Genomic DNA, 22,895 nt, shown 5'->3' with positions numbered 1-22,895 from the left:
TGCATCGTGCGGCCGGGCCCGGGCCCGGCGCAAGCCGATGGCGCGTCAGATATCGGCGAATTCCTCGAAATCGGTGTCGGGCGAGGTGTCGTCGCGGCGCGTATCGCGCTCCGGTGTGTCGCGCCCGATGTCCTTGCGCAGATCGTTGAGGTCGATGAAATGATCGGCCTGTCGGCGCAGGTCGTCGGAGACCATTGGCGGCTTGCTCGCCAGCGTCGACACGAGGCTCACGCGCACCCCCTTGCGCTGGACGGATTCCACGAGGCGGCGGAAGTCGCCATCTCCGGAGAACAGCACGATATGGTCGAGCGCGGGCGACATCTCCATCACGTCGACGGCGAGCTCGATGTCCATATTGCCTTTGAGCTTGCGCCGGCCGAGCGAGTCGGTGAACTCCTTTGTGGGCTTGGTGACGACGGTGTAGCCATTGTAGTCGAGCCAGTCGATCAGGGGACGGATCGGCGAATATTCCGTGTCCTCCACCAGCGCCGTGTAGTACAGCGCGCGAATCAGGCGGCCCTTGGAGCGGAACAGGCCGAGGAGGCGCTTGTAGTCGATATCGAAATTCAGGGCCTTGGCCGTGGCATACAAATTGGCGCCGTCGATGAAGAGCGCGATACGCTCATTCGGATAGAAAAACATGCTCTCACCCATTGGTTATATGCGCCCCGCAGGAGGGCGATCCAAATGATAACAATCCGGTCCAGGACGACGAAATGCCGGGGTCGCCTGGATTGGCGGTCGGTCGCGCTGCCATGATCGTGCTTGCACTGGGCAGCAATCTCGCCGGCCCGTGGGGGCCGCCGGAACGGACGCTGAACCGAACGCTCGATCTGTTATACGATTGTTGCATCCCCGTTCGTCAATGCTCCAGCCTGTTGCGCACCGCGCCTTACGGAAAGACGGACCAGCCGGCATTCCTCAACGCGGTCGCGATCGTGGAGACCCATCTGCCGCCGGCGGCGTTGATGCGCAGGCTTCACGCCATCGAATATGCCGCGGGGCGCCGCCGCAGGTTGCGCTGGGGGCCGCGAACGCTCGATCTCGATCTCGTCGCCTATCACGATCTCGTCATTCCTCCGCCCCGCCATCCCCTGCCGGACAGCGCCTTGCGCAGGCCGCTGGCTCTGCCCCATCCCGATCTGCACAGGCGCGCATTCGTGCTCGAGCCGCTGAACGAGATCGCCCCTTTCTGGCATCACCCCGTCACGGGACTGACGCCGCGCCAGATGCTCCTGGCGTTGCCGCCCGGCGCCGGAGGACGCGTCGTCGCCCGTTGATCGTGCCGCGTTCTACTGGCGTGTCGCCCGGGCAACGGCTCCGAACGCCTTAATCATAACGGCAACGATACGATTGACTTGCGATTGTCTTTGGCCAAACTGCCGGATAATACTGTGCCATGTTTCGGACACATTTCGCGACGGGGCGGGCAGGTCACAGGAAAGGGATCGATGCCATGCGGGGCTATATCACCATTCTCGCCGCAACAGCGGTGATCGGCTTGGCCACTGCCACCGGAACCGCCGGAGCGGCGAAGACGCAATTCAACTTCTCTTCGGAGAAACCCGACGATGCGATCCGCTATGGCGGCGCGTCGCGGCCGGCGGCGAAGCCGGACGAGGCGGAGAGGGACAATGCGCGCGCCAGGCGGGCGCAGCCAGCGTCGCGCCGCAGCTCCCGCCCGTCGAGGCGGGCAAGCTACGGCTCGCGCTATGCAAGCACGCCGCGCTCGACCTATGGCGGCAAGCGGACAGTCCGCTACAGCGGCCCCTATGGGCCGGGCACCATCGTGGTGAAGACCGGCGAGCGGCGGCTCTATTACGTCCTGCCCGGCGGCAAGGCCATCCAGTATGGCGTCGGCGTCGGCCGGCAGGGCTTCACCTGGCGCGGCCGCCACAGGATCTCGCGCAAGGCGGAGTGGCCGGGCTGGACACCGCCCGCCGCCATGCGCAAGCGCCAGCCGAACCTGCCGAAATACATGCCGGGCGGGCCGAACAATCCGCTTGGCGCGCGCGCCCTCTATATCGGCGGCACGCTCTATCGTATCCACGGCACGAACCAGGCCTGGAGCATCGGGCGGGCGGTCTCGAGCGGCTGCATCCGCATGCTGAACGAGGAGGTCGTCGATCTCTACAGCAGGGTGCAGATCGGCACGAGGGTCGTGGTTCAGTAACCGGGCGGCAGGACCGCCGCCGGCCGCAAACGCGAAGACTCCCACGCAACGGGTTGCGTTTCTTGCGCCGAACGCATAGATATCGCTCAATCCGACCTATCAGGACGACACGAGGAAAGCAGCCTCATGGCGCGCGTTACCGTTGAAGATTGCATTGAAAAGGTGCCGAACCGGTTCGACCTGATCCTGCTCGCCGGCCACCGGGCCCGCATGATCTCGCAGGGTGCACCGCTCACCGTCGACCGGGACAACGACAAGAACCCTGTCGTGGCCCTGCGCGAGATCGCCGACGACACGATCGACAAGGACGACCTCAGCGAGGACCTCATCCACTCGATGCAGAAATATGTCGAGGTGGACGAGCCGGAGGCCGATCTGGTGCCGGCCCTGACCTCGGGCGCGCAGGACGCGCCGGCCGAAACGCTCAGCCAGAGCGACGACGACGATGTCTCGCTCGACCGCATGAGCGAGGAAGACCTGCTGCGCGGCCTGGAAGGGCTGCCGCCGGCGGAAAGCCCGGGCAGCACGCGCTCCGGCCTGTAAGGGACGACAGCGCCGCTTCCGGAAACGGAGCCCGCGCGAAGTTTGAGGGGCCGGGATGCGGCGACCGTGCCGTTCCGGCCCTTTTTGCGTGTCGCCTCCGTACCCCTGTTTGAATTGCATGCCGGCCTTGGGATCATGACACGGCGATGATGCGCCAATACGAACTCGTCGAACGGGTGCAGGGTTACGACCCGGATGCCGACGAGACCCTTTTGAACAAAGCCTATGTCTATGCCATGCGTGCGCATGGCTCGCAGATCCGCGCATCCGGCGATCCCTATTTCTCCCATCCGCTCGAAGTCGCCGCGATCCTCACCAACCTGAAGCTCGACGACGCGACCATTGCCGCCGCGCTGCTGCACGACGTCATCGAGGATACCGAGACGACGCGCCACGAGATCGAGGATCTCTTCGGCCCGGAGATCGCCTCGCTCGTCGACGGCCTGACCAAGATCAAGCGCCTGGACCTGGCCACCAAGGAGGCCGCGCAGGCGGAGAATCTGCGCAAGCTCCTCGTCGCCATCTCCAAGGACATCCGGGTGCTGCTGGTCAAGCTCGCCGACCGGCTGCACAACATGCGCACCATCGAGCACATGCGTCCCGACAAGAGGGTGCGCATCGCCCAGGAGACGATGGACATCTATGCGCCTCTGGCCGGCCGTATGGGCATGCAGCAGATGCGCGAGGAGCTGGAGGACCTGTCCTTCAGGGAGATCAATCCGGAAGCCCACCGCACGATTTCGGAACGGCTCAAGCGGCTGCGCGAGGAGAGCGGCGATCTCCTGCGCGAGATCGAGCAGGCGCTGAGCGAGAAGCTGGCGGAGAACGATATCGAGGCTGCGGTCTATGGCCGCGAGAAGCGGCCCTATTCCATCTGGCGCAAGATGGAGCGCAAGCAGATCTCGCTCGGCCAGCTTTCCGACATCTTCGGCTTCCGCGTGATCGTGGAGACGATCGATGGCTGCTATCGCGCGCTCGGCTTCGTGCATCAGAGCTGGCGGGCGGTTCCCGGCCGCTTCAAGGACTATATCTCCAACCCGAAGCAGAACGACTACCGTTCGATCCACACGACCGTCATCGGTCCGCACCGGAAACGCGTCGAGCTGCAGATCCGCACCCGCGAGATGCACGAGATCGCCGAGCGCGGCGTGGCCGCCCATGCGATCTACAAGGATGCCGACGGCAAGCGCGCGGCCAATGGCGCCTTTCCGCTGCCGAAGGAATCCAACGCCTATCGCTGGCTGCGCCATCTGGTCGACATCCTGTCGGAGGGCGAGAGTCCGAAGGAGTTCCTGGAGCACACCAAGCTGGAGCTGTTCCAGGACCAGGTCTTCTGCTTCACGCCCAAGGGCGACCTTATCGCTCTGCCGCGCGGGGCGACGCCCATCGACTTCGCCTATGCCGTCCATACCGATATCGGCGATTCCTGCGTCGGCTGCCGGATCAACGGACGCCACGCGCCGCTGATCACGGAGCTTGAGAACGGCGACGAGGTGGAGATCGTGTGCTCCAAGGCGCAGACGCCGCCGGCCGCCTGGGAGGCCTTCGCGATCACCGGCAAGGCGCGTGCCGCGATCCGCCGCGCGACGCGCATGGCGGTGCGCCGGCAATATGCGGGGCTCGGGCGCGAGATCCTGGAGCGTGCGCTCGAACGCCACGGGCATCGCTATAGCGAGGAGGAGGTCGCCGCCGCCCTGCCGCGCCTCGGCCTGAAGATCCAGACGCCGGAGGATGCGCTGGCGCTCGTGGGACGCGGCGAACTCGCCAGCAGGGACGTGCTGAGCGCCATGAAGGTCGAGGGGGAAGCGCAAGGGGGGCGGCGCGCCTCCGGCGGGCCGCTCAGATCCATCGGCAAGGCGATGCGGTTGCCGGCCGTCCTGTCGCGGCGCGGCACGGAGGACCGCCGCGGGGCGATCCCGGTGCGCGGGCTCAACAACACGCTGCCCCTGAAGATCGCGCGCGACACCGGCGCGGTGCCGGGCGAGCGCATCGTCGGCATCCTCACGCCCGGCGAGGGGGTGACGATCTATCCGATCTTCGCCCGGACGCTGAAGAACTTCGACGACGAGCCCGACCGCTGGATCGACCTCGCCTGGGATGTGCCGGAGAATTCCGGCCAGCGCTTTCCCGCACGCATCAAGGTCGCGATCCACAACGAGGTCGGCGCGCTCGCCCAGGTGACGCAGGTGTTCGGCGAGAACGACGCCAATATCGAGCACCTCAACATGGAGGCGGGCGGGCCCGACTTCTTCGACCTGGAAATCGTGCTCGAGGTTTACGATGTGAAGCACCTCAACCGCATCATGACGGAGCTCAAGCGCAAGTCGCTCGTCTCCAGCGTGGCGCGCGTCACGGGGGACTCGGCCTCGCAAAGTTGAAGGATTGGGCTTTGCGTTAACGATTGCTGTTGCTATCTGAATAGAATGGTGGTGGAGACAGCGTTCAGGAAGTGGTCTGTCCATGTTGTTCAAGAGACGCGATAGGCTGGGGCTGGTATCCAGGATGCGCGGTTGGCTGTGGCCACGCCGGGGCTGGCGGCGATCCGTCGCCTATGTCTGGCACCGCGTGACGCGTCTGTCGGCCTCGCCGCACGAGATCGCGCTCGGTTTCGCCGCCGGCATGTTCGCCTCCTTCACGCCGTTCATGGGCTTCCACTTCCTGCTCGGGGCGATCGTGGCGCTGGTGCTCGGCGGCAATGTGCTCGCCTCCGCCTTCGGGACATTCATCGGCAACCCGCTGACCTTTCCGCTCATCTGGATCGCGACCTACAATCTGGGCGGCCTGGTCCTCGGCCACGATCTGCGCGAGAAGCTGGTCCTCAAGTTTCCCGACAACACATTCGCCAATCTCCTGCATCACCCGCTCTATGGCTGGCAGGAGTTCTGGAGCGTTCTGGGTCCGGTGGTCACACCGATGAGCGTCGGCGGTGTCGTGCTCGGCACGGTCATGGGCTCCATCGGTTATGTGCTTGTCCGCCCGATGGTCGCTGCCTATCAGAATCGCCGCCGCACCCGGCTGGTGTCGCGCAAGAAGCCGACCAGCAATGTGGCGGAGAGTTCCAACTCGTCATGATCCTCGGCGTTGGCAACGATATGGTCGACATTCGCCGTGTCGAGCGCACGCTCGAACGCTTCGGCGACCGGTTCACCCATCGCGTCTTCACCGATGTGGAACGGCGGAAGTCGGACCGCCGGGCGGCGCGCGCAGCGTCCTACGCGAAGCGCTTCGCGGCCAAGGAAGCCTGTTCCAAGGCCCTCGGCACCGGATTTCGCCAGAGTGTCTACTGGCGCGATCTCGGCGTGGTGAACGAGCCGTCGGGGCGACCGACCTTCATGCTCACCGGGCCGGCCCGGCTCCATCTGGAGCGGATGACGCCCGCGGGCCATCGCGCCGAGATTCATCTGACCATCACGGACGACTACCCCTATGCCCAGGCGTTCGTGATTATTTCCGCAGTTCCCGAAGAATTGGCATGACCGGTTGCGCGCGAGATCTTGCGGCGGCGTTGCCGAACGGCAACAGCACCGCCGCCCGGGGCGCGGACAACCGGCTTCGCGTTTGCCACGTGGCGTGGGACAGGATATTAGGGGCAGACTCCTTGGTAGACGAGGCGCGCGCCACGACCGCCCGCCGGACGAGCAACACACATGGCATCCATGGCAGATGATGCGCAAAAGCAGTCGCGAGGCGGCGCGTGGGAAGTCATCCGCGTTGTCATTCACGCGCTGATCATTGCATTCGTGATCAGGACATTCCTGTTTCAGCCGTTCAATATTCCGTCCGGATCGATGGTCCCGACTCTCCTGGTCGGCGATTACCTGTTCGTCTCGAAGTATTCCTATGGCTACAGCCGCTATTCGTTCAGCTTCAATCTGGATTTCTGGGGCGACAACGGGCTCAAGATCGGCCCGCTGCCCTTTTCCGGGCGGATTCTCGCCTCCGATCCCGACCGCGGCGACGTGGCGGTCTTCAAGCTGCCGCGCGACAACGAGACCGACTACATCAAGCGCGTGATCGGGCTGCCCGGCGACCGCGTCCAGGTCATTGACGGTGTGGTCCACATCAATGGCGAGCCGGTCAAGCGTGAGCTCGTCTCCGACTTCATCGAGGAGGACGCCTTCGGCAACGACCGCAGCGTCCGGCGCTATCGCGAGACCCTGCCCAACGGGGTGAGCTACTACACGCTCGACCTTTATGACGGCTCGCCCGGCGACAACACGCAAGTTTATGTGGTGCCCCAGGGGCACTACTTCATGATGGGCGACAACCGCGACAACTCGACCGACAGCCGGTTCCTGAGCCAGGTGGGCTATGTGCCGTTCGAGAATTTCGTGGGCCGGGCAGAGGTGATCTTCTTCTCCCACGAGCCGCATACCTCCATGCTGGCTGTCTGGAACTGGCCGTGGACCATCCGCTGGGACCGGTTCTTCGACGTGTTGCACTGATCCGACCCGTGTCGAACGCGAAGACAAAGTCAGCGCGGGAATTCGAAGAGAGGCTGGGCCACGACTTCGCCGAGCCCGGCATCCTCGAACGCGCCCTGACCCATGCGAGCTATACGGCGGGACGCACGAAATCGGTCCGCGACTACGAGCGGCTGGAGTTCCTCGGCGACCGCGTTCTGGGGCTCGTCGTGGCGGAGCTCCTGTTCCGGCTCTATCCGGATGCCAATGAGGGCGATCTTGCGCCGCGGCTCAATGCGCTGGTGCGCAAGGAGACCTGCGCGGAGGTGGCCGAGCATCTCGATCTCGGCGCCTATCTGCGGCTCGGGCCGGGCGAGGCGACGGCGGGCGGGCGCAAGAAGGCGGCGATCCTCGCCAATGCCTGCGAGGCGGTGATCGCCGCGCTCTATCTCGATGGCGGCCTCGATGTCGCGCGCGGCTTCATCGAACGGTACTGGGCGGATTACCTCAAGACCGTGTCGGTGACGCCGAAGGATTCCAAGAGCGCGCTGCAGGAATGGGCGCAAGGACGCAGCCTGCCGCCGCCGGTCTACGAGGAAACAGAGCGAACGGGGCCGGACCACGCGCCGAGCTTCTGCGTGCGCGTGACGGTGGAGGGCTTCCCGCCGGCCGAGGGCGGGGGCACCTCGAAGCGTGCCGCAGAGCAGGCCGCCGCCGAGGCCTTCCTCGCGGCACGGAACACGACACCATGACAACGCCCGACAATATGGACACACAGGCGCCCGCCGGCGCCACGCGCTGCGGCTTCGTGGCCCTGATCGGCGCGCCGAATGCGGGCAAGTCGACGCTCCTGAACCAGCTCGTCGGCATGAAGGTCGCCATCGTCACCCCCAAGGTGCAGACGACGCGCGCGCGCCTTCGCGCCATCGCCGTTCACGGGCCGAGCCAGCTCGTCTTCGTCGACACGCCGGGCATCTTCAAACCGCGGCGCACGCTCGACAAGGCGATGGTCGAGGCCGCCTGGGCTGGGGCGGAGGAGGCGGATATCGTGCTTCTCCTCGTCGATTCCCGCACGGGCCTGGACGAGGAGGTCGAGGCCGTGCTCGACGCCCTGGCCGCGTCGGGCCTGAAGGCCCAGCTCGTGCTCAACAAGGTCGATGCGGTCAAGCGCGAGAGCCTGCTGGCTCTGTCGGCGGCGCTCAACGAGCGCGTTGCCTTCGAGAACACCTTCATGATCTCCGCGCTCACCGGCGACGGGGTCGACGATCTCCGCGCCTTCCTCGCCGACCATATGCCGGAGGGCCCCTGGCTCTATCCGGAAGACCAGATCGCGGATGTGCCGCTGCGGCTCATGGCCTCGGAGGTCACCCGCGAGAAGCTCTTCCTGCGCCTCCATCAGGAGCTGCCCTACGCCTCCACGGTGGAGACGGAGAGCTGGACGGAGAAGCCGGACGGCTCGGTGCGCATCGAGCAGGTGATCTATGTGGAGCGCGACGGGCAGAAGAAGATCGTGCTCGGCAAGGGCGGACGCTCCATAAAGGAGATCGGCCAGGCGGCCCGCGAGGAGCTGCAGGAGATGCTCGGCAAGCGTGTCCACCTCTTCCTGTTCGTCAAGGTGCGCGAGAACTGGGGCCGCGATCCGGAGCGCTTCCAGATGATGGGTTTGGACTTTCCGCGCTGAATGACCGTCGGGCATAGCGTGCATCGGCCCGCAATGGGGTAGGCTCGTAACGGGGAGCGGTCCCGGTGGCCCTCAGCCGGCCGCCGGCAAGGATATCGATGCGCCCATGCAGTGGAGCGAGGAAGGCATAATCCTGAGCGCGCGCCGCCACGGGGAGACCTCCGTGATCGCGGAGGTGTTCACGCGCGGGCACGGGCGCTATGCGGGGCTCGTCCATGGCGGGCGCTCGCGCAGCATGAGGGCCGTGCTCCAGCCGGGCAACCTGGTGGCCGCGACCTGGCGGGCGCGCCTGTCGGAGCATCTCGGCGTCTTCGCCATCGAGCCCGTCGCGCTGAAGGCGGCCGCGCTGATCGACGACCCGTTCAAGCTCGCCGGGCTGACGACGCTCACCACGCTGGCCCATCTCGTGCCCGAGCGCGAGGCCCATGCCCGCCTTCACGACGCCTTCCGCTATGTGCTCTGCGCGCTCGACGACGACGATCTGTGGCCGGCGCTTCTGGTGCGCTGGGAGTTCGGCCTCCTGGAGGAGCTGGGCTTCGGTCTCGATCTCAGCCGCTGTGCGGCGACGGGGGAGAGCCGGGAGCTTGTCTATGTGTCGCCGAAGACCGGGCGCGCGGTGAGCGCGGAGGCCGGCGCGCCCTACCGGGACCGGCTTCTCGCGCTGCCGGCCTTCCTGCTGGGCGGTGGGGAGGGGGCTTCGTCGGCGGAGATCTGCGAGGGCTTCGCGCTGACGGGCCACTTTCTCGTCCGCCATGTCCTCCAGCCGCGTGGCTTGAAGCTGCCCGAGGCGCGCGCCCGGATCGTGTCGCGCCTTGCGGAGACGGCATAGGTGTCCTTCGCGTCGGCCCCTTCGCCGTGCGGGACGGACAAGCGGCTTGAGCGACGGCGAGCGAGTATCCTAAAACCGTCGGGCCGGTCCGAGCCGGGACGGTGGAGACCGTGTGGCAGGCCTGAGAGCCGACAAGGGAGCGAGAACGAATGCTGGGACGACTGAACCATGTGGCCATCGCTGTGCCGGACCTCGACGCGGCCGTGGCGGTCTATCGCGACACGCTCGGCGCCCGGGTCTCCCAGCCGCAGGCCGAGCCGGACCATGGTGTGACGGTCGTCTTCGTGACGCTCGACAATACCAAGGTGGAGCTTCTGGAGCCGCTTGGCGAGGGCTCGCCCATCGCCGCCTTTCTGGAGCGCAATCCGGCCGGCGGCATCCACCATATCTGCTATGAGGTCGACGACATCGTCGCCGCGCGCGACCGGCTGAAGGCGGAGGGTGCGCGCGTGCTCGGCGACGGCGAGCCGAAGACCGGCGCCCATGGCAAGCCCGTCCTGTTCCTTCATCCGAAGGACTTTCTCGGCACGCTTGTCGAGCTCGAGGAGGCCTGAGCGCGATGAGCCTCATCAGCGCGATCGCCGTCTTCTTCATCATCTGGTGGCTGGTGCTGTTCGCCGTCCTGCCCTGGGGCGCCCACAGCCCGCACGAGGGTGGCGAGGAAATCGAGCCCGGAACCGTTCCGAGCGCGCCGAAACGTCCGCGCATGGCGATGAAGTTCCTGGCAACGACCGCCATCGCCGCGGTGATCTTCGCGGGCCTCTATGTCGTCGTCGCCAACCGGATCGTCACGCTGGACGACATCCCCTTCCTGCCGGACTTCAAGGACACGGCCCGCTGGCGCACCGGCGAGTGAGCGCGACGGATGACACGGGGGCGACCCCGTGTAATCATTCCGTGGTCATTCCCATTGTCACCAGAGGCTCTCCGACAGTCATGATCGCGAACGATTTCCACCGGATCAAGCGGCTCCCGCCCTATGTGTTCGAGCAGGTCAACAGCCTGAAGGCACGGGCCCGCGCCGCCGGTGCCGATATCGTCGATCTGGGCATGGGCAATCCGGACCTCCCCACGCCCGACCACATCGTGGACAAGCTCGTGGAGACGGTGCGCAAGCCGCGCACCCACCGCTATTCGTCCTCGCGCGGCATTCAGGGCCTGCGCCGCGCCCAGGCGCGCTACTACGCCGACCGGTTCGGCGTCTCGCTCGATCCCGAGACCCAGATCATCGCGACGCTCGGCTCCAAGGAGGGGTTCGCCAACATGGCCCAGGCGATCACCGCGCCGGGCGATGTGATCCTCGCGCCGAACCCGACCTATCCGATCCACGCCTTCGGCTTCATCATGTCCGGCGGTGTGATCCGCCACCTGCCGGCGACGGCCGACGAGGCCTGTCTGCGCGCGCTCGACCGGGCGATGCGCCATTCGGTGCCGAAGCCTCTGGCGTGCGTGCTCAACTATCCCTCCAACCCGACCGCGCAGCTCGCCGACCTCGACTTCTACCGCGAGGTGGTCGCCTTCGCGCGCCGGCACGAGCTGATCCTCCTGTCCGACCTCGCCTATGCGGAGATCTATTTCGACGGCACCGAACCGCCGCCCTCGATCCTCCAGGTGGAGGGTGCGATGGATGTCGCGGTGGAATTCACCTCGCTGTCGAAGACCTTCTCGATGCCCGGCTGGCGCATGGGATTCGCGGTCGGCAACGAGCGGCTGATCGCCGCGCTCGCGCGGGTGAAGTCCTATCTCGACTACGGCGCCTTCACGCCGATCCAGGTGGCCGCGACCGCGGCGCTCAACGGGCCGGAGGACTGCGTCGGGGAGATCCGGCGCATCTATCAGGGGCGCCGCGACGTTCTGGTGGACGCCTTCACGCGGGCCGGCTGGCCGATCCCGGCGCCGCCCGCGACCATGTTCGCCTGGGCACCCATTCCGGACCATCTGGGCGAGCTCGGCTCGCTTGAGTTTTCCAAGCTGCTCATCGAGGAGGCGCAGGTGGCGGTGTCTCCCGGCATCGGATTCGGCGAGCACGGCGAGGGTTATGTGCGCATCGCCCTTGTGGAAAATGAGCAGAGGATCCGCCAGGCGGCGCGCAATCTGCGCCGCTTCCTTGAAAACACCAAACATTCGCTTCATAACGTGGTCGCCCATCCCGCCACCAAACGGGCTTGAACCTTACGAAGCGAAGTTCACGGATATGACAAATGCCTTGAGGCTCGGCATCGCCGGGCTGGGAACCGTCGGCACCGGTGTGGTGAAACTCCTGTCTGCAGATGCGGACCGGCTCGCCATGCGCATCGGCCGCCCCCTCGAGATCACCGGCGTTTCGGCGCGCGACCGCACGAAGGACCGCGGCATCGACCTGGACGGCATCGCCTGGCATGACGACCCGGTCGCGCTGGCGCGTGCGGACAATGTCGACATGTTCGTGGAGCTCATGGGTGGCGAGGGCGACCCGGCCAAGGCCGCCGTGGAGACCGCACTCAAGGCCGGCAAGCATGTCGTGACCGCCAACAAGGCGCTGCTCGCCCATCACGGCACCGCGCTCGCCCGCCTGGCGGAGGACGGCGGCGTCGGGCTCAATTACGAGGCGGCGGTCGCTGGCGGCATCCCCATCGTGAAGACGGTGCGCGAGAGCCTCGCCGGAAACCGGATCGCACGCGTCTTCGGCATCATGAACGGGACGTGCAACTTCATCCTCACCATGATGGAGAACGAGGGGGTGAGCTTTGCCGAGGCGCTGGCCGAGGCGCAGAGGCTCGGCTATGCCGAGGCCGATCCGACATTCGATGTCGGCGGGCTCGACACCGCGCACAAGCTCGCCATCCTGTCCGCTCTGGCCTTCGGGACCGAGGTCAGCGTCTCCTCCGTCTATGTGGAGGGCATCGAGCACATCACGCGCCAGGATATCCGTGCCGCCCGCGATCTCGGCTTCCGCATCAAGCTGCTCGGCGTCGGCGTGGAAACCGACAGCGGGGTGGAGCAACGGGTCCATCCCACCCTCGTGCCGATGGATTCGCCCATTGCCGACGTCCAGGGCGTGTTCAACGCGGTGGGGGTCACCGGCGACTTCGTGGGCGATCTGATGCTTGAGGGGCAGGGGGCAGGCGCGTTCGCGACGGCCTCGAGCGTGGCCTCCGACATCGTGGATATCGCGCGCGGCCATGTGGCGGCCCCCTTCGGGGCGCCGGCGACGGCGCTCAAGCCCTATCGACGCGCGCGCATGCGCGCGCATGAGGGCGGCTATTACGTGGCGCTGGAGCTCTATGACCGGATCGGGGCCGTCGCCGCGGTCGCCCAGCGCATGGCAGAGCAGGGCATTTCGCTCGACAGCATTGTCCAGCGCGCCGACCTTGCCGAGCCGAACGGGGCATCGGCGAAGGGCGAGCAGACGCGGCCTGTCATCATGATCACCCATGATACGCTGGAGAAATCCATGCGCGAGGCTCTTGCCAATATCGATGCCGGCGGCCATACCGCCCGACCGTCGCGCATGATCCGCATCGAACGGTTTTGATCTCACGGCTCCTTTCTCAGGAAGGCGGGCCAGGCAAGGAGAACGGGATGACGAAAACCTCGCCGGCACTGACAAGGGCGCTGTCGCTCGAGTTGGTTCGCGTCACCGAGGCCGCGGCTGTGGCCGCCTCGCGCCTGCGCGGGCGCGGCAACGAGGTCGAGGCCGACCGCGTGGCCGTGGATGCCATGCGCTCCGCGCTGAACGCGCTCGATATCGACGGCACGGTCGTGATCGGCGAGGGCGAGCGCGACGAGGCGCCCATGCTCTATATCGGCGAGAAGGTGGGCACGGGCAAAGGGCCCAAGGTCGATATCGCGCTCGACCCCCTGGAGGGCACGACGCTGACCGCGAAATCCATGCCGAACGCGCTCGCCGTGGTCGCCATGGCGGAAGCCGGCAGCCTGCTCCACGCGCCGGATCTCTATATGGAGAAGATCGCCATAGGCGGCGGCTACGAGCCCGGCCTCGTCGATCTCGACCTGCCGCCGCAGGAGAACATCAAGCGGATCGCCGAGGCCAAGGGCGTACCGGTCCCGGAGATCACCGCCTGCATCCTCGACCGGCCGCGCCATGCCGAGACGATTGCCGCGGTGCGCGAGGTGGGCGCCGCCGTCCGGCTGATCACCGATGGCGACGTCGCCGGCGTCATCCATACCGCGGATCCCGACAATACCGGCATCGACATCTATATGGGCACCGGCGGCGCGCCGGAGGGCGTTCTGGCGGCCTCCGCGCTCCGGTGCATCGGCGGGCAGATGCAGGGCCGGCTCGTCGTCAAGAACGAGGAGCAGGGCGAGCGTGCGCGGCGCATGGGCGTCAAGGACGCCAACCACAAATACACCATGGAGGAGATGGCCTCCGGCGACGTGATGTTCGCCGCCACCGGCGTCACCAACGGCTCCATGCTGTCGGGCGTGCGCAACGAGGCGGGCGGCTTCCTGACCACCCATTCGGTCATCATGCGCTCCACGAGCGGCACGGTGCGCTGGATCAGCGCACGCCATCACGCTGATAAATTCTCGTAAGCCGCTACACTGGGGCTGAAAGGCTCCGGCCCGAATCAATCGCCTCCGCACCGGCATTCTTGGCCGTGCGGGGCGCCGGGGTATGGGCGACGGCAATGGCGGAAGCGGCGGCAGTGAGCGAAGAGCGGTGTTTCCTTGGCGTGTCGCAATCGGTCTCGGGCCGGTCGTGGCGGGCGCGCCTGTCGGCGAACCGTGCCGCGGAAGCAATCGCGGAGCGCTACGAGCTGCCTGAAATCCTCGCCCGCGTGCTTGCCGGCCGCGGCGTCCCCCTCGACGACGTGACCGGCTATCTGAACCCCACATTGCGCGCGCTCATGCCCAAGCCCGGCGATCTCGCCGACATGGAGGAGGGGGCGGACCGCATCGCCCATGCGGTGATGACGGGCGAGCAGATCGCCATCATCGGCGACTACGATGTGGACGGGGTGACCTCGTCGGCGCTTCTCGACCGCTTCTTCCGTGCCGCCGGCCATCGCGCGCTCATCCATATTCCCGACCGTCTGGAGGAGGGCTACGGGCCGGGCCGCGAGGCGATCGCGCGGCTGGCGGGGGAGGGGGCGCGCCTTCTCATCACCGTGGATTGCGGCATCGCGGCGCACGGGCCGCTCGCCCATGCCGCCGAGCTCGGCCTCGATGTCGTGGTCGTCGACCACCATCAGGCCGATGCGGAGCTGCCGGAGGCCCGCGCCGTGGTCAACCCCAACCGCCAGGACGACCTGAGCGGCCTTGGCTATCTGGCCGCCGTCGGCGTCACGCTCATCCTCGTTGCGGCGGTCGCGAAGCGCCTGCGCGATGCCGGGCATTACGGCAAGGATCGGGCGGTGCCGGACCTGCTCCAGTGGCTCGACCTCGTGGCGCTCGGCACGGTGTGCGATGTGGTACCGCTCATCGGTCTCAACAGGGCCTATGCGACGCAGGGCTTCAAGGTGATGGCGCGGCGCGTCAATCCGGGCCTTGCCGCCCTTGCTGACGTGGCGCGGCTGAGGCGCCGGCCCGACCCTTACGCGGCGGGCTTCGTGCTGGGCCCGCGCATCAATGCCGCCGGCCGGCTCGGGCAGTCGGCGCTGGGGCTGAAGCTCCTCACCACGGAGGATGCGGGCGAGGCGGCCATGATCGCCCAGGAGCTCGAGCGCCTCAACAAGGAGCGCCAGGAGATCGAGATCGCCGCCTTCGAGGCCGCCGCCATGGATGCGGAAGCGCAGCTCGAGGCGGACCCGGCCCGCGCGCTGATCCTCGTTGCGGGCGAGGGCTGGCATGTCGGGGTTCTGGGCCTCATCGCCTCGAGGCTCAAGGAACGCTTCGACCGGCCCGCCATTGCCATCGGCTATGGCGCGGCGGGCGGGTTCGCGACCGGGTCCGGGCGGTCGGTCCACGGTGTCGATCTCGGCGGCGCGGTGCGGGCCGCCCATGAGGCGGGCATCCTGGAGAAGGGCGGCGGGCACGCCATGGCGGCGGGGCTGACCGTCGACGTCTCGCGCATCGAGGCGCTCGGCGATTTTCTCAACGAGAAGATCGCGGCGGAGGCTTCCGCCGCGCTTGCCGGGCCTTCGCTCACCCTCGACGGCGCGCTGACGGCGAGCGGGGCGACGACGGAGCTTCTGGAGCTTCTGGAGCGGGCGGGGCCTTATGGCGCGGGCAATCCGGCGCCGGTCTTCGCCTTTCCCGCCCATCGCGTGCGCTATGCCGATCTCGCGGGCAAGGATCATGTGCGCTGCAAGATCGCCGCGGGCGACGGGCAGACCATCAAGGCCATCGCCTTCCGCGCGCTCTCCACGCCGCTCGGCGAGATGCTCCTGTCGGTGCGCGACCGGCCGGTTCATGTGGCCGGCCGGCTGGTCATCGACGACTGGGGCGGCGCGCGCGCCCCGCAGCTCCTGATCGACGATGCCGCCCTCGTCTCCTGAGACGGCGACGGCAGTGGCGAAAAGATGCTCGGAGGTTCTTGCACTCCGCCCCATTCGCCTCTAAACAGTCGCCTGCAGATCGGCCGGCACCCGATGCCGGATCCACCGGCCTGGGCCCTTCGTCTATCGGTTAGGACGCCAGATTTTCAATCTGGAAAGACGGGTTCGACTCCCGTAGGGCCCGCCAACACCTGGCGATCTGCTCGTCGCTCGAAACGGGGCGCGTTCGCTACCCTGCATCAAGCTCCCAGAGCGTGGGCCGGTGTGCCGATTTCGGCGCGCTGCGTCTCGTGCGTCCGGGGCAGGGCCGTGGCGTTCAGAAGGTCTGCCAGCCTTTCGCGATAGCCCAGGCGATATGCCATGTCGTTGCACCACTCGATATCGGCGGTCGTCATCTCCTCGATGTGACCCCCGACTCGACCCTTGCGAACCTTGAAGCTGTCGGGGTCGTCGGGACGCCCCGGCGAGAGCTGGCGGCCGTAGCGCTTTCGATAGACCCCGCTCGCTTCCCGGCTGCGCATCGTCTGGAAGGACCCGGCCTCGACGGCCCGCGCCACCTCTTCCGGGCCGGGGGCGTGGCCGAAATGCCTGCCGGCTTCGGCAAGCATCTGCGCCGTATGGGCGTGAAGGGCCTCGTAGGTGAGCACGCTCATCCCCTCCGTGCCGGCTGCCGCCGCGCACCAGAAGAGATTGAACCTCGCGATCTTCTCCGCGCCGAACCGCGGGTCCCGGATGAAGGCGGACAGGGTTGAGGGATAGAGATGTCTCATCCGCTCATGCAGACCGCCCCTGCGGGTGCAGGCATGGAAATAGGAGACGACCGTGTCCTTCGGATCGCGGATGAGCACCAGGGACCGTGCGCTGCGACGATGTTCCTTCCTGTCGATGTCCGTGAGGAGGTGGCCGGCGGTCTGGGCGAAGGCATGGCTGAAGCGCGCGTCGATGCCCAGCTCGTCGAACATGACCTTCAGCCAGGTGCGGCCCGACTTGGGAAAGGAGATGACAGTATATGGATGTCGGAGAAGTCCGTACTCGGCACGCAGCCAATCGGCGGCGCGCAGCAGCGCTGTCCGTTGCAAGCTTTTCACAATCGCCCCCAGTTCAATCCTCGCGATCAGGTTAAACCTTGGCGTGTGTCGAGATCAACATGTCGATTGGGCGATTTTATGGACTGGTCGAAATGAGCGGATACCGCGAGGCCAGACGTGCCCGGGATCAGTCGACCTGTTCGATCAGGGCGGCCATGTCGGGGCGCAGCCTGACGCGATAGGTGTGGTCCTCGCATGTGAGGATCCAGACTACCTCGCCGGCCATCGTCGGAATGTGGAACCGGGCGCGGGAGACCGGCACGGCATTGCATTTTCATAGGCTATCATCACGGCCCCCTATTCTAGGGTGCCCTCCATCGCGGAGACGAGATGTCGGCATTCGGTCGCCGCGAGCGTCTGTGAGTCGATATGCGAGTAATTATGGATATCAAAGAACCCATGTTCCGTTCACCGTCCCCCTCGATGCCGGTTGTCAGCCGGAGCGGTCCCGATATCCGCTCGCGCCGAGACGGACAAGCCGGCCCTTCGCAGCCTCGGGAGGCGAACGGCCAGGGCGGGTCGGAGACGGCGGACCGGCAGAGCGGGTTGGCCGACCTGCTCGGCCTTGCGCCGGCAATGGCGCGGCTGTCCCGCCATCTCGACGGTCCGAGTCTCTCCTCCCTGCGCTCCGCCGCGCGGGCCTTTTCGGGCATGCCGCCGACACCCGGTGCCACGCTTCTGGCAGAGGCGCAGCACAGGGCATCCAGTGTCGCCGCGTTCCAGCGCCGGGTCCGACAGGATTTCGGCGCGCAGGCCCCGGCGGGGACCCCCGGCCGGACGCTTTCCGATCTGAAAGCCGTTCTCGCGGATATGGATGCGAGGGAACCGGCAACCGGCCGTCCGGCGCTCAATCTGCGCGATAGCGACAGGACGGAAATCCTGTCCTCGATCTCCCTGTTCAGCATTGCACCGGAGGCCCGGCGCGCCGTCGTCGACGAGTTGCTCCGTCTGGCGGACGATGACGGGCAGGTCCCGCTCGTGAGCCACCTGATGAAGGAGCTGAGCGTGCCGGGCGTCATGTCCGACCGGGACAGGAGCGAGGTCTTCCCTGGTCTCCTGCGCGCAGTGCGTGCCGCGCCCGACGAGGACCGGACCGGTCTGCTGACGGCGCTGGCCGGCAGGGCCACGACGCTCGTGGGCGACAATCCCGATCACAGGGGCGCGGTGTTCGAGGCCCTTCTGGCGGAAGCCGAAACGGCGCGTCCGGAGCGCGGCGGCGTCCTCCACGACGCCATCGGCAAGGTCTTCAGGACGGTGCCGTCGGAGGCGAAGTCGGGATGTCTTTCAGCCCTCCTGGAGAGGGTCGGCGGCATTTCAGACGAGCTGTTCTTCGATGTCTCGGCGACGATCACCGCGAGGCTTCACGATTTCGAGCCGCTCGAGCAGGCCGGAGCGTTCGCCGCGCTGCTTTCAGCCGTCCATAACCGGTTCCCCGACACGGCCGACAGCCTGCTCATGGATTTCGCCCGCGAGGCACCGCGTCTCGACGAGACGGCAAGAACGCAGGCCTTCAACAGAATGGTCGGGGTCCTCGGCGCCCTTCCGCCGGACCGGCGCCTTCCGCCGCTGGGCGCGCTCCTGAGTGAGCTTGGCGAACTGGACTCCCCGCAGGACCAGGAACAGGTCTTCGATGTTCTGCTGGAGGCTGCCCCGCCGCCGGACGACAGCGCCAGGCGAGACTATCTCGACATGCTGGGCGAGGTTCTGAACACGCTCGGCCCGCCCCTCCAGGACGCGCGCCAGGATGCGCTTCGGGACCTCCAGCGGCAGGCTGCGTCCTGAGGGCGGGAGCCCCGGATGCGGTCATTCAGGATCGAGTTACGCCCATGTCGATAACATCCATTTCGTCCCCAGGCGACAACGATGCCGGACGTCCGAACGCCCCGGGCCGCGCGCAGGACGGTTCCTCTCACCCGACGCCCACCCGGCCGCCCAGTGGGCCCGGGACTGCGGAGGACGGTGCGAGTGCAGACCATACAGGGCGGACCACGCTGCACCGCCTCCTTGCCCATGTGCCTGTCATGGCGCGAATCGCCTCCCGTCTCGACCGACGCAGCATAGCCAGCCTGCGGATGACGGCCACGGCATTCGCCGGCGGTTCGCAAGGTGCAGACATCCTGCGGACGGCCGAGGACGTCGCAGCGTTCAGGGACCGGGTCGCCCGGGACTTCAAACCCTGCACCGGACATCCGCAAGCGGGGCAGGAGGGGCCGGCGCGTGGGCGCGGAATCTCGGATTTGGAGCGCGTTCTGGAGGAGATGGATGCCCGTGATGAGGAAACCGGCCGCTCGGTGCTTGCGCTGCGCACCCGCGACAAGACCGAGATCCTCGCCTCAATCTCGCTGCGCAGCTTCGCGCGGGGCGACCGGCGTGCGGCGCTCAGCCTGTTGCTGGACCGTGCCGCCAGCCTTGGCCGCGCCGAGTTCGTTTGCGGTCTGATCGAACAGCTCAACATACCGGGCCCGGTGCCGGACCGCGACAAGGCCGAGCTTTTCCCGGCGCTGCTCAAGGCGGTCCTGACGCTGCCGGACGCCGAGCGGGCCGGTGCGCTGAAGACGATCGCCAACCGGTTGATGATCATCGCGGGCGGGCGCTGCGATCATGCGAGGGCCATGCTGGAGACCGCATGCGCCGAGGCCCGGACAGCGGACCAGCATCGCAAGCTGATCCTCTATCCGGCCGTTTGCCGGCTCTTCGGCATGCTGCCGGAGGGCGACAGGCTGGACGGCCTGTCCCGGGTTCTGTCCGGGATGGACGCCGTTCCGGACGGCCTGCGCCCCAATATGGTGGTTGATTTGGTTCGACATCTCCATGGCTTTCCACGTGCCGATCAGGCGGCCGGCACGACGGCCCTTCTGGAGGCCATAGGCCAGCTTCCCAAAGAAATCAGGGGATTGGGCCTGGAGGTGGTCGCCCGCCAGGTGCCGCGCCTTCACCCGACGGAGAGGCGGGCAGCGTTCGCACAGGTCATCGCGGCCATATCCGCCATATCCGGACCCCAGCAGGTCCGTCCCCTGCACGAATTGGGGACAATGCTCCACGCTCTGCAGAGACCGGCGGACCGCGTGGAGACGTTCGACCGGCTTCTCGATGTCGCCACGCAGCATTCGCGCAACACAAATGCGGAGCATCTCAAGGTGCTGGCGAATGCGCTGCGGTGGATCGACGAACCCTATTGCAAGGCTCGTTTCGACGCGCTTCTGGAGCATGTCGGGCATTTGTCGCCCGAACACAGGGCGGGGCCGCTTGCGGCCATGCGGGACCGCATCGACGATCTCCGCATAGCAAACCGTGCGGCAGGCCGCGCGGCGCTCCTCAAGGCCGGCCGCGATATGGCGGATGTGGCGCCCGGCGGTCGGGTCCATGGCCGGGCGGTGCTATAATGCGGGATCCGCTGACGCCTCCTTGCGTGAGCGCGGCGGAATTCGGGGGTAACCGGCTGCGGACGGTCGCCTCTGACCGGGCAGGGGCGACGCGCGCCAGAAACGGACACAGAGCCCATGGCCCGTTCACGCTCTCCGATACTCTTGACTGTCATTGTTGCGGCCGGTTTGTCGCTGGCGGCATCCGGCCCGCCGCCGGCGCTCGCCGAGGCCAATCTCAACTGCGATGCCTATGCCGGGGCCGCTATTGCCCAGAACGGGCAGAACCTCGCCCAGAACTGCGGGTTTACCGGCGGACGGTGGAGCAACGCCTTCCGGGCCCATGCCGACTGGTGTGCGGCTCCGGGAACCACCATGGCCGACCTGGTTCGCGAGGACCGCGCCCGTCAGGAAGCGCTCGCGCAATGCGCCAACCGGGCGGTCCGCGAACAGCGGGCCTGTCAGGACTATGCCCGGCAGGCCGTCGCCGACCGGGCTGCCGCCGAGGGCGCGCGTTGCGGCATTTCGGGTGGCCGCTGGTCCAGCGACTATGCCCGCCATTTCGAGTGGTGCCTCACGGCTCCGACCTCCGCCCGCGACGGGGAAACAGCCGCACGGCGCAACCAGCTTGCGGGCTGCCTTGCCGCCCGGCGCGCCGCCGCCGATCAAGCCAGGCGCGATGCCTGCGCACGCTATGCCGCCACGGCGGTCGGCCAACAGAAGGAGAACGGCGCGCGCGGCTGCGCGTTCTCCGGCAAGCGCTGGAGTGGCGATTTCTTCAGCCATTTCGACTGGTGCATGGCGGCGAGGCCGGACATGGCGGGCCGCGAGACGGCGGCGCGGAACGCGGCGCTGGAGAAAGGGTGTATGCTGAAGGTCTGTACTACGCGTAAGGTGGCCAGTGTCACGCCGCCATTCTTCAAGAGCGTCACGCGGTGCCGGATGGTGCCCAGGCAGGCCAGATGAGCACGTCGCAAAGAGATGTGGATTTCTCAGTCTTGTCGGTTTTCGACGGTCGGCATGATGGCGTGTAATTGTAGAGAATAAGCAAAGCAAACCGGGGGAAATGACCATGAGCAGGGTATTTGCGGCCGCTCTTCTTTCGGGCGTGTCGGCGTTCGTCCTGATTGCCGGACAGGGGTCCGCCCAGGCGGCGGGTTTCGCGATCCGCGAACAATCCGCAGAAGGGCAGGGGGCGGCCTTCGCCGGAATCGGCGCGGGCGGTGCGGACCTCTCGTCCATCTTCTTCAATCCAGCAACGATCACGCTGCATGACGGCTGGCAGTTCGAGGCCGATGCGGCGCTGATCGTGCCTTACTCGCGCGCCGACGATGGCAGCCTGTCGCCTGCGGGCGCGCTTCTGCCCCCGGGGGTGAGCGGCGATAGCGGAGATGTCGGCTCGCTCGAATTCGTGCCGGCGACCTATGCGAGCGTCCAGGTGAACGACAGGCTCTATCTCGGCCTGTCGGTGAACGCACCCTTCGGCCTTTCCACCAAGGCGAACGAAGACTGGGTGGGCGCGCCCCATGGGGTGAAGTCGCAGGTGACGACCTACAATATCAGTCCGATGATCGGCCTGAAGCTCTCCGACGAGCTGTCCGTGGCCGCCGGCGTCCAGGTCAACTATGTCGATGCGACGCTGACCTCGCATTTTCCCTTCGCAGTCGCCCCGGTCGTACCTGAGGGGCTCGATGTGCGCGTGAAGGGCGACGACTGGGGTGTCGGCTTCACTGCGGGTCTCATGTGGCAGCCGACCGCGACGACGCGGATCGGCCTGGGCTTCCGGTCCATGATCGAGCACGAGCTCGAGGGGCGGGCGAAGGTCGAGCAGGGCGGCGCGACCCTGTCGAGCGGCGACGCGACGGCCCCGCTCGATCTGCCGGAGACGGTGACGCTCGGTATCCGCCAGGAGATCACGGAACGGGCGACGCTGCTGCTCGGCGTCGAATGGGCGAACTGGAGCCGCTTCAAGACCCTGACCGTGAACAGCGAGAAGGGGCTCGCACCCATCGGCGGGGAGAGCGTGACGCCGGAGCACTGGAACGATTCGTGGTTCTTCTCGCTGGGAGGCGAATATCGCTGGAGCCCCGCACTCACGCTGCGCGCCGGCGTGGCGTACGAGGACTCCGGCGTCCCCACATCGACCAGGACGCCGCGCGTTCCCGACAATAACCGCTACTGGGTGAGCGTCGGCGCGAGCTACGCCTTCAGCGAGCGGCTGTCCTTCAGCGTGGCCTACAGCCATCTGTTCGTGGAGGACGGCAAGGTCGCGCTGGAGGAACCGACCCCGCTCCACGCGGAGTTCGAGCAGGATATCGACATCGTCTCGCTGTCCGGGCGGGTGAGCTGGTAGGGCCGTCCTCTGTGACGGGC

Annotated in this window: 23 protein-coding genes and 1 tRNA gene; 21 read left to right on the top strand and 3 right to left on the bottom strand. The window is 67.0% G+C overall.

Going from position 1 to position 22,895, the window contains the following annotated elements; all coding sequences use genetic code 11:
• Positions 1 to 45: 45 nt before the first annotated feature.
• Positions 46 to 642, bottom strand: a complete 597-nt coding sequence (locus HW532_RS03140; protein ID WP_213163019.1) for a LabA-like NYN domain-containing protein — start codon at positions 640 to 642, stop codon at positions 46 to 48.
• A 113-nt stretch (positions 643 to 755) separates the two neighbouring features.
• Between HW532_RS03140 and folK the strand changes: the two genes are divergently transcribed.
• From folK to HW532_RS03055, 17 genes are all read left to right on the top strand, one after another.
• Entirely contained in the window at positions 756 to 1,280 is a 525-nt protein-coding gene (gene folK, locus HW532_RS03135; protein WP_213163018.1) for a 2-amino-4-hydroxy-6-hydroxymethyldihydropteridine diphosphokinase, read from the top strand.
• Positions 1,281 to 1,456: 176 nt separating this feature from the next.
• A complete protein-coding gene (locus HW532_RS03130) occupies positions 1,457 to 2,173 on the top strand; it encodes a L,D-transpeptidase (protein ID WP_213163017.1) in 717 nt (238 codons plus the stop codon).
• 126 nt (positions 2,174 to 2,299) lie between these two features.
• A complete protein-coding gene (rpoZ, locus tag HW532_RS03125) occupies positions 2,300 to 2,716 on the top strand; it encodes a DNA-directed RNA polymerase subunit omega (RefSeq protein ID WP_213163016.1) in 417 nt (138 codons plus the stop codon).
• A gap of 146 nt (positions 2,717 to 2,862) precedes the next feature.
• The gene (locus HW532_RS03120; protein ID WP_213163015.1) at positions 2,863 to 5,094 is read left to right on the top strand and encodes a RelA/SpoT family protein; all 2,232 of its coding nucleotides are present in this window, start codon (positions 2,863 to 2,865) and stop codon (positions 5,092 to 5,094) included.
• 82 nt (positions 5,095 to 5,176) lie between these two features.
• Entirely contained in the window at positions 5,177 to 5,788 is a 612-nt protein-coding gene (locus tag HW532_RS03115) for a DUF2062 domain-containing protein (RefSeq protein WP_246479490.1), read from the top strand.
• Positions 5,785 to 6,192 (top strand): holo-ACP synthase, encoded by a 408-nt coding sequence (acpS, locus tag HW532_RS03110; protein WP_213163014.1) that lies wholly within the window; start codon positions 5,785 to 5,787, stop codon positions 6,190 to 6,192. Before HW532_RS03115 ends, acpS begins: the two co-directional genes overlap by 4 nt.
• Before the next feature lie 180 nt (positions 6,193 to 6,372).
• Entirely contained in the window at positions 6,373 to 7,161 is a 789-nt protein-coding gene (gene lepB / locus HW532_RS03105) for a signal peptidase I (RefSeq protein ID WP_213164396.1), read from the top strand.
• A gap of 8 nt (positions 7,162 to 7,169) precedes the next feature.
• A complete protein-coding gene (gene rnc, locus HW532_RS03100; protein WP_213163013.1) occupies positions 7,170 to 7,871 on the top strand; it encodes a ribonuclease III in 702 nt (233 codons plus the stop codon).
• Positions 7,868 to 8,800 (top strand): GTPase Era, encoded by a 933-nt coding sequence (gene era / locus HW532_RS03095; protein WP_213163012.1) that lies wholly within the window; start codon positions 7,868 to 7,870, stop codon positions 8,798 to 8,800. Before rnc ends, era begins: the two co-directional genes overlap by 4 nt.
• A gap of 106 nt (positions 8,801 to 8,906) precedes the next feature.
• On the top strand, positions 8,907 to 9,629 hold the full coding sequence (gene recO, locus HW532_RS03090) for a DNA repair protein RecO (protein WP_213163011.1): 723 nt from the start codon (positions 8,907 to 8,909) through the stop codon (positions 9,627 to 9,629).
• A gap of 149 nt (positions 9,630 to 9,778) precedes the next feature.
• Entirely contained in the window at positions 9,779 to 10,183 is a 405-nt protein-coding gene (gene mce / locus HW532_RS03085; protein ID WP_213163010.1) for a methylmalonyl-CoA epimerase, read from the top strand.
• A gap of 5 nt (positions 10,184 to 10,188) precedes the next feature.
• Positions 10,189 to 10,485 carry a DUF1467 family protein gene (locus HW532_RS03080; protein ID WP_213163009.1) on the top strand — a complete coding sequence of 99 codons (297 nt, stop codon included), beginning with the start codon at positions 10,189 to 10,191 and terminating at the stop codon, positions 10,483 to 10,485.
• An 80-nt stretch (positions 10,486 to 10,565) separates the two neighbouring features.
• Positions 10,566 to 11,798, top strand: coding sequence for an LL-diaminopimelate aminotransferase (locus HW532_RS03075; protein WP_213163008.1), 1,233 nt, complete (start codon positions 10,566 to 10,568; stop codon positions 11,796 to 11,798).
• Between the two features lie 25 nt (positions 11,799 to 11,823).
• Positions 11,824 to 13,143 (top strand): homoserine dehydrogenase, encoded by a 1,320-nt coding sequence (locus tag HW532_RS03070; protein ID WP_213163007.1) that lies wholly within the window; start codon positions 11,824 to 11,826, stop codon positions 13,141 to 13,143.
• A 47-nt stretch (positions 13,144 to 13,190) separates the two neighbouring features.
• A complete protein-coding gene (glpX, locus tag HW532_RS03065; protein ID WP_213163006.1) occupies positions 13,191 to 14,168 on the top strand; it encodes a class II fructose-bisphosphatase in 978 nt (325 codons plus the stop codon).
• Positions 14,169 to 14,281: 113 nt separating this feature from the next.
• On the top strand, positions 14,282 to 16,072 hold the full coding sequence (gene recJ, locus HW532_RS03060) for a single-stranded-DNA-specific exonuclease RecJ (RefSeq protein WP_246479488.1): 1,791 nt from the start codon (positions 14,282 to 14,284) through the stop codon (positions 16,070 to 16,072).
• A gap of 112 nt (positions 16,073 to 16,184) precedes the next feature.
• Positions 16,185 to 16,259, top strand: a tRNA-Glu gene (locus HW532_RS03055).
• Positions 16,260 to 16,311: 52 nt separating this feature from the next.
• Here the strand turns inward: HW532_RS03055 and HW532_RS03050 are convergent.
• Together HW532_RS03050 and HW532_RS22335 are read right to left on the bottom strand one after the other, a co-directional pair.
• Positions 16,312 to 17,034, bottom strand: a complete 723-nt coding sequence (locus HW532_RS03050; protein ID WP_213163004.1) for a sulfotransferase domain-containing protein — start codon at positions 17,032 to 17,034, stop codon at positions 16,312 to 16,314.
• Positions 17,035 to 17,287: 253 nt separating this feature from the next.
• Positions 17,288 to 17,422, bottom strand: coding sequence for a hypothetical protein (locus tag HW532_RS22335; protein WP_281397150.1), 135 nt, complete (start codon positions 17,420 to 17,422; stop codon positions 17,288 to 17,290).
• 284 nt (positions 17,423 to 17,706) lie between these two features.
• On the opposite strand from HW532_RS22335, the gene HW532_RS03045 reads away from it, so the two are divergent.
• From HW532_RS03045 to HW532_RS03030, 4 genes are all read left to right on the top strand, one after another.
• Positions 17,707 to 18,942, top strand: coding sequence for a hypothetical protein (locus tag HW532_RS03045; protein WP_213163003.1), 1,236 nt, complete (start codon positions 17,707 to 17,709; stop codon positions 18,940 to 18,942).
• Positions 18,943 to 19,418: 476 nt separating this feature from the next.
• The gene (locus HW532_RS03040) at positions 19,419 to 20,543 is read left to right on the top strand and encodes a hypothetical protein (RefSeq protein ID WP_213163002.1); all 1,125 of its coding nucleotides are present in this window, start codon (positions 19,419 to 19,421) and stop codon (positions 20,541 to 20,543) included.
• A 144-nt stretch (positions 20,544 to 20,687) separates the two neighbouring features.
• Entirely contained in the window at positions 20,688 to 21,488 is an 801-nt protein-coding gene (locus tag HW532_RS03035) for a hypothetical protein (protein WP_213163001.1), read from the top strand.
• A gap of 106 nt (positions 21,489 to 21,594) precedes the next feature.
• Entirely contained in the window at positions 21,595 to 22,875 is a 1,281-nt protein-coding gene (locus HW532_RS03030) for an OmpP1/FadL family transporter (RefSeq protein ID WP_213163000.1), read from the top strand.
• The last annotated feature ends 20 nt before the right edge of the window (positions 22,876 to 22,895 follow it).

Origin of the sequence: Kaustia mangrovi (assembly GCF_015482775.1) — a bacterium.
GTDB lineage: Bacteria > Pseudomonadota > Alphaproteobacteria > Rhizobiales > Im1 > Kaustia > Kaustia mangrovi.
Note: the sequence above shows the minus strand (reverse complement) of the source record. Positions and strands in the feature narration are given on the sequence as shown.

Coding starts and splice junctions, on each gene's coding strand:
- HW532_RS03040 (WP_213163002.1), top strand. CDS start 19,419: ATGGATGCCCGTGATGAGGAAACCGGCCGCTCGGTGCTTGCGCTGCGC.
- HW532_RS03050 (WP_213163004.1), bottom strand. CDS start 17,034: ATGTTCGACGAGCTGGGCATCGACGCGCGCTTCAGCCATGCCTTCGCC.
- lepB (WP_213164396.1), top strand. CDS start 6,373: ATGGCAGATGATGCGCAAAAGCAGTCGCGAGGCGGCGCGTGGGAAGTC.
- acpS (WP_213163014.1), top strand. CDS start 5,785: ATGATCCTCGGCGTTGGCAACGATATGGTCGACATTCGCCGTGTCGAG.
- HW532_RS03075 (WP_213163008.1), top strand. CDS start 10,566: ATGATCGCGAACGATTTCCACCGGATCAAGCGGCTCCCGCCCTATGTG.
- HW532_RS03115 (WP_246479490.1), top strand. CDS start 5,177: ATGTTGTTCAAGAGACGCGATAGGCTGGGGCTGGTATCCAGGATGCGC.
- HW532_RS03140 (WP_213163019.1), bottom strand. CDS start 642: ATGTTTTTCTATCCGAATGAGCGTATCGCGCTCTTCATCGACGGCGCC.
- glpX (WP_213163006.1), top strand. CDS start 13,191: ATGACGAAAACCTCGCCGGCACTGACAAGGGCGCTGTCGCTCGAGTTG.
- rpoZ (WP_213163016.1), top strand. CDS start 2,300: ATGGCGCGCGTTACCGTTGAAGATTGCATTGAAAAGGTGCCGAACCGG.
- folK (WP_213163018.1), top strand. CDS start 756: ATGATCGTGCTTGCACTGGGCAGCAATCTCGCCGGCCCGTGGGGGCCG.
- HW532_RS03130 (WP_213163017.1), top strand. CDS start 1,457: ATGCGGGGCTATATCACCATTCTCGCCGCAACAGCGGTGATCGGCTTG.
- HW532_RS03070 (WP_213163007.1), top strand. CDS start 11,824: ATGACAAATGCCTTGAGGCTCGGCATCGCCGGGCTGGGAACCGTCGGC.
- mce (WP_213163010.1), top strand. CDS start 9,779: ATGCTGGGACGACTGAACCATGTGGCCATCGCTGTGCCGGACCTCGAC.
- recO (WP_213163011.1), top strand. CDS start 8,907: ATGCAGTGGAGCGAGGAAGGCATAATCCTGAGCGCGCGCCGCCACGGG.
- HW532_RS03030 (WP_213163000.1), top strand. CDS start 21,595: ATGAGCAGGGTATTTGCGGCCGCTCTTCTTTCGGGCGTGTCGGCGTTC.
- era (WP_213163012.1), top strand. CDS start 7,868: ATGACAACGCCCGACAATATGGACACACAGGCGCCCGCCGGCGCCACG.
- HW532_RS03080 (WP_213163009.1), top strand. CDS start 10,189: ATGAGCCTCATCAGCGCGATCGCCGTCTTCTTCATCATCTGGTGGCTG.
- HW532_RS03120 (WP_213163015.1), top strand. CDS start 2,863: ATGATGCGCCAATACGAACTCGTCGAACGGGTGCAGGGTTACGACCCG.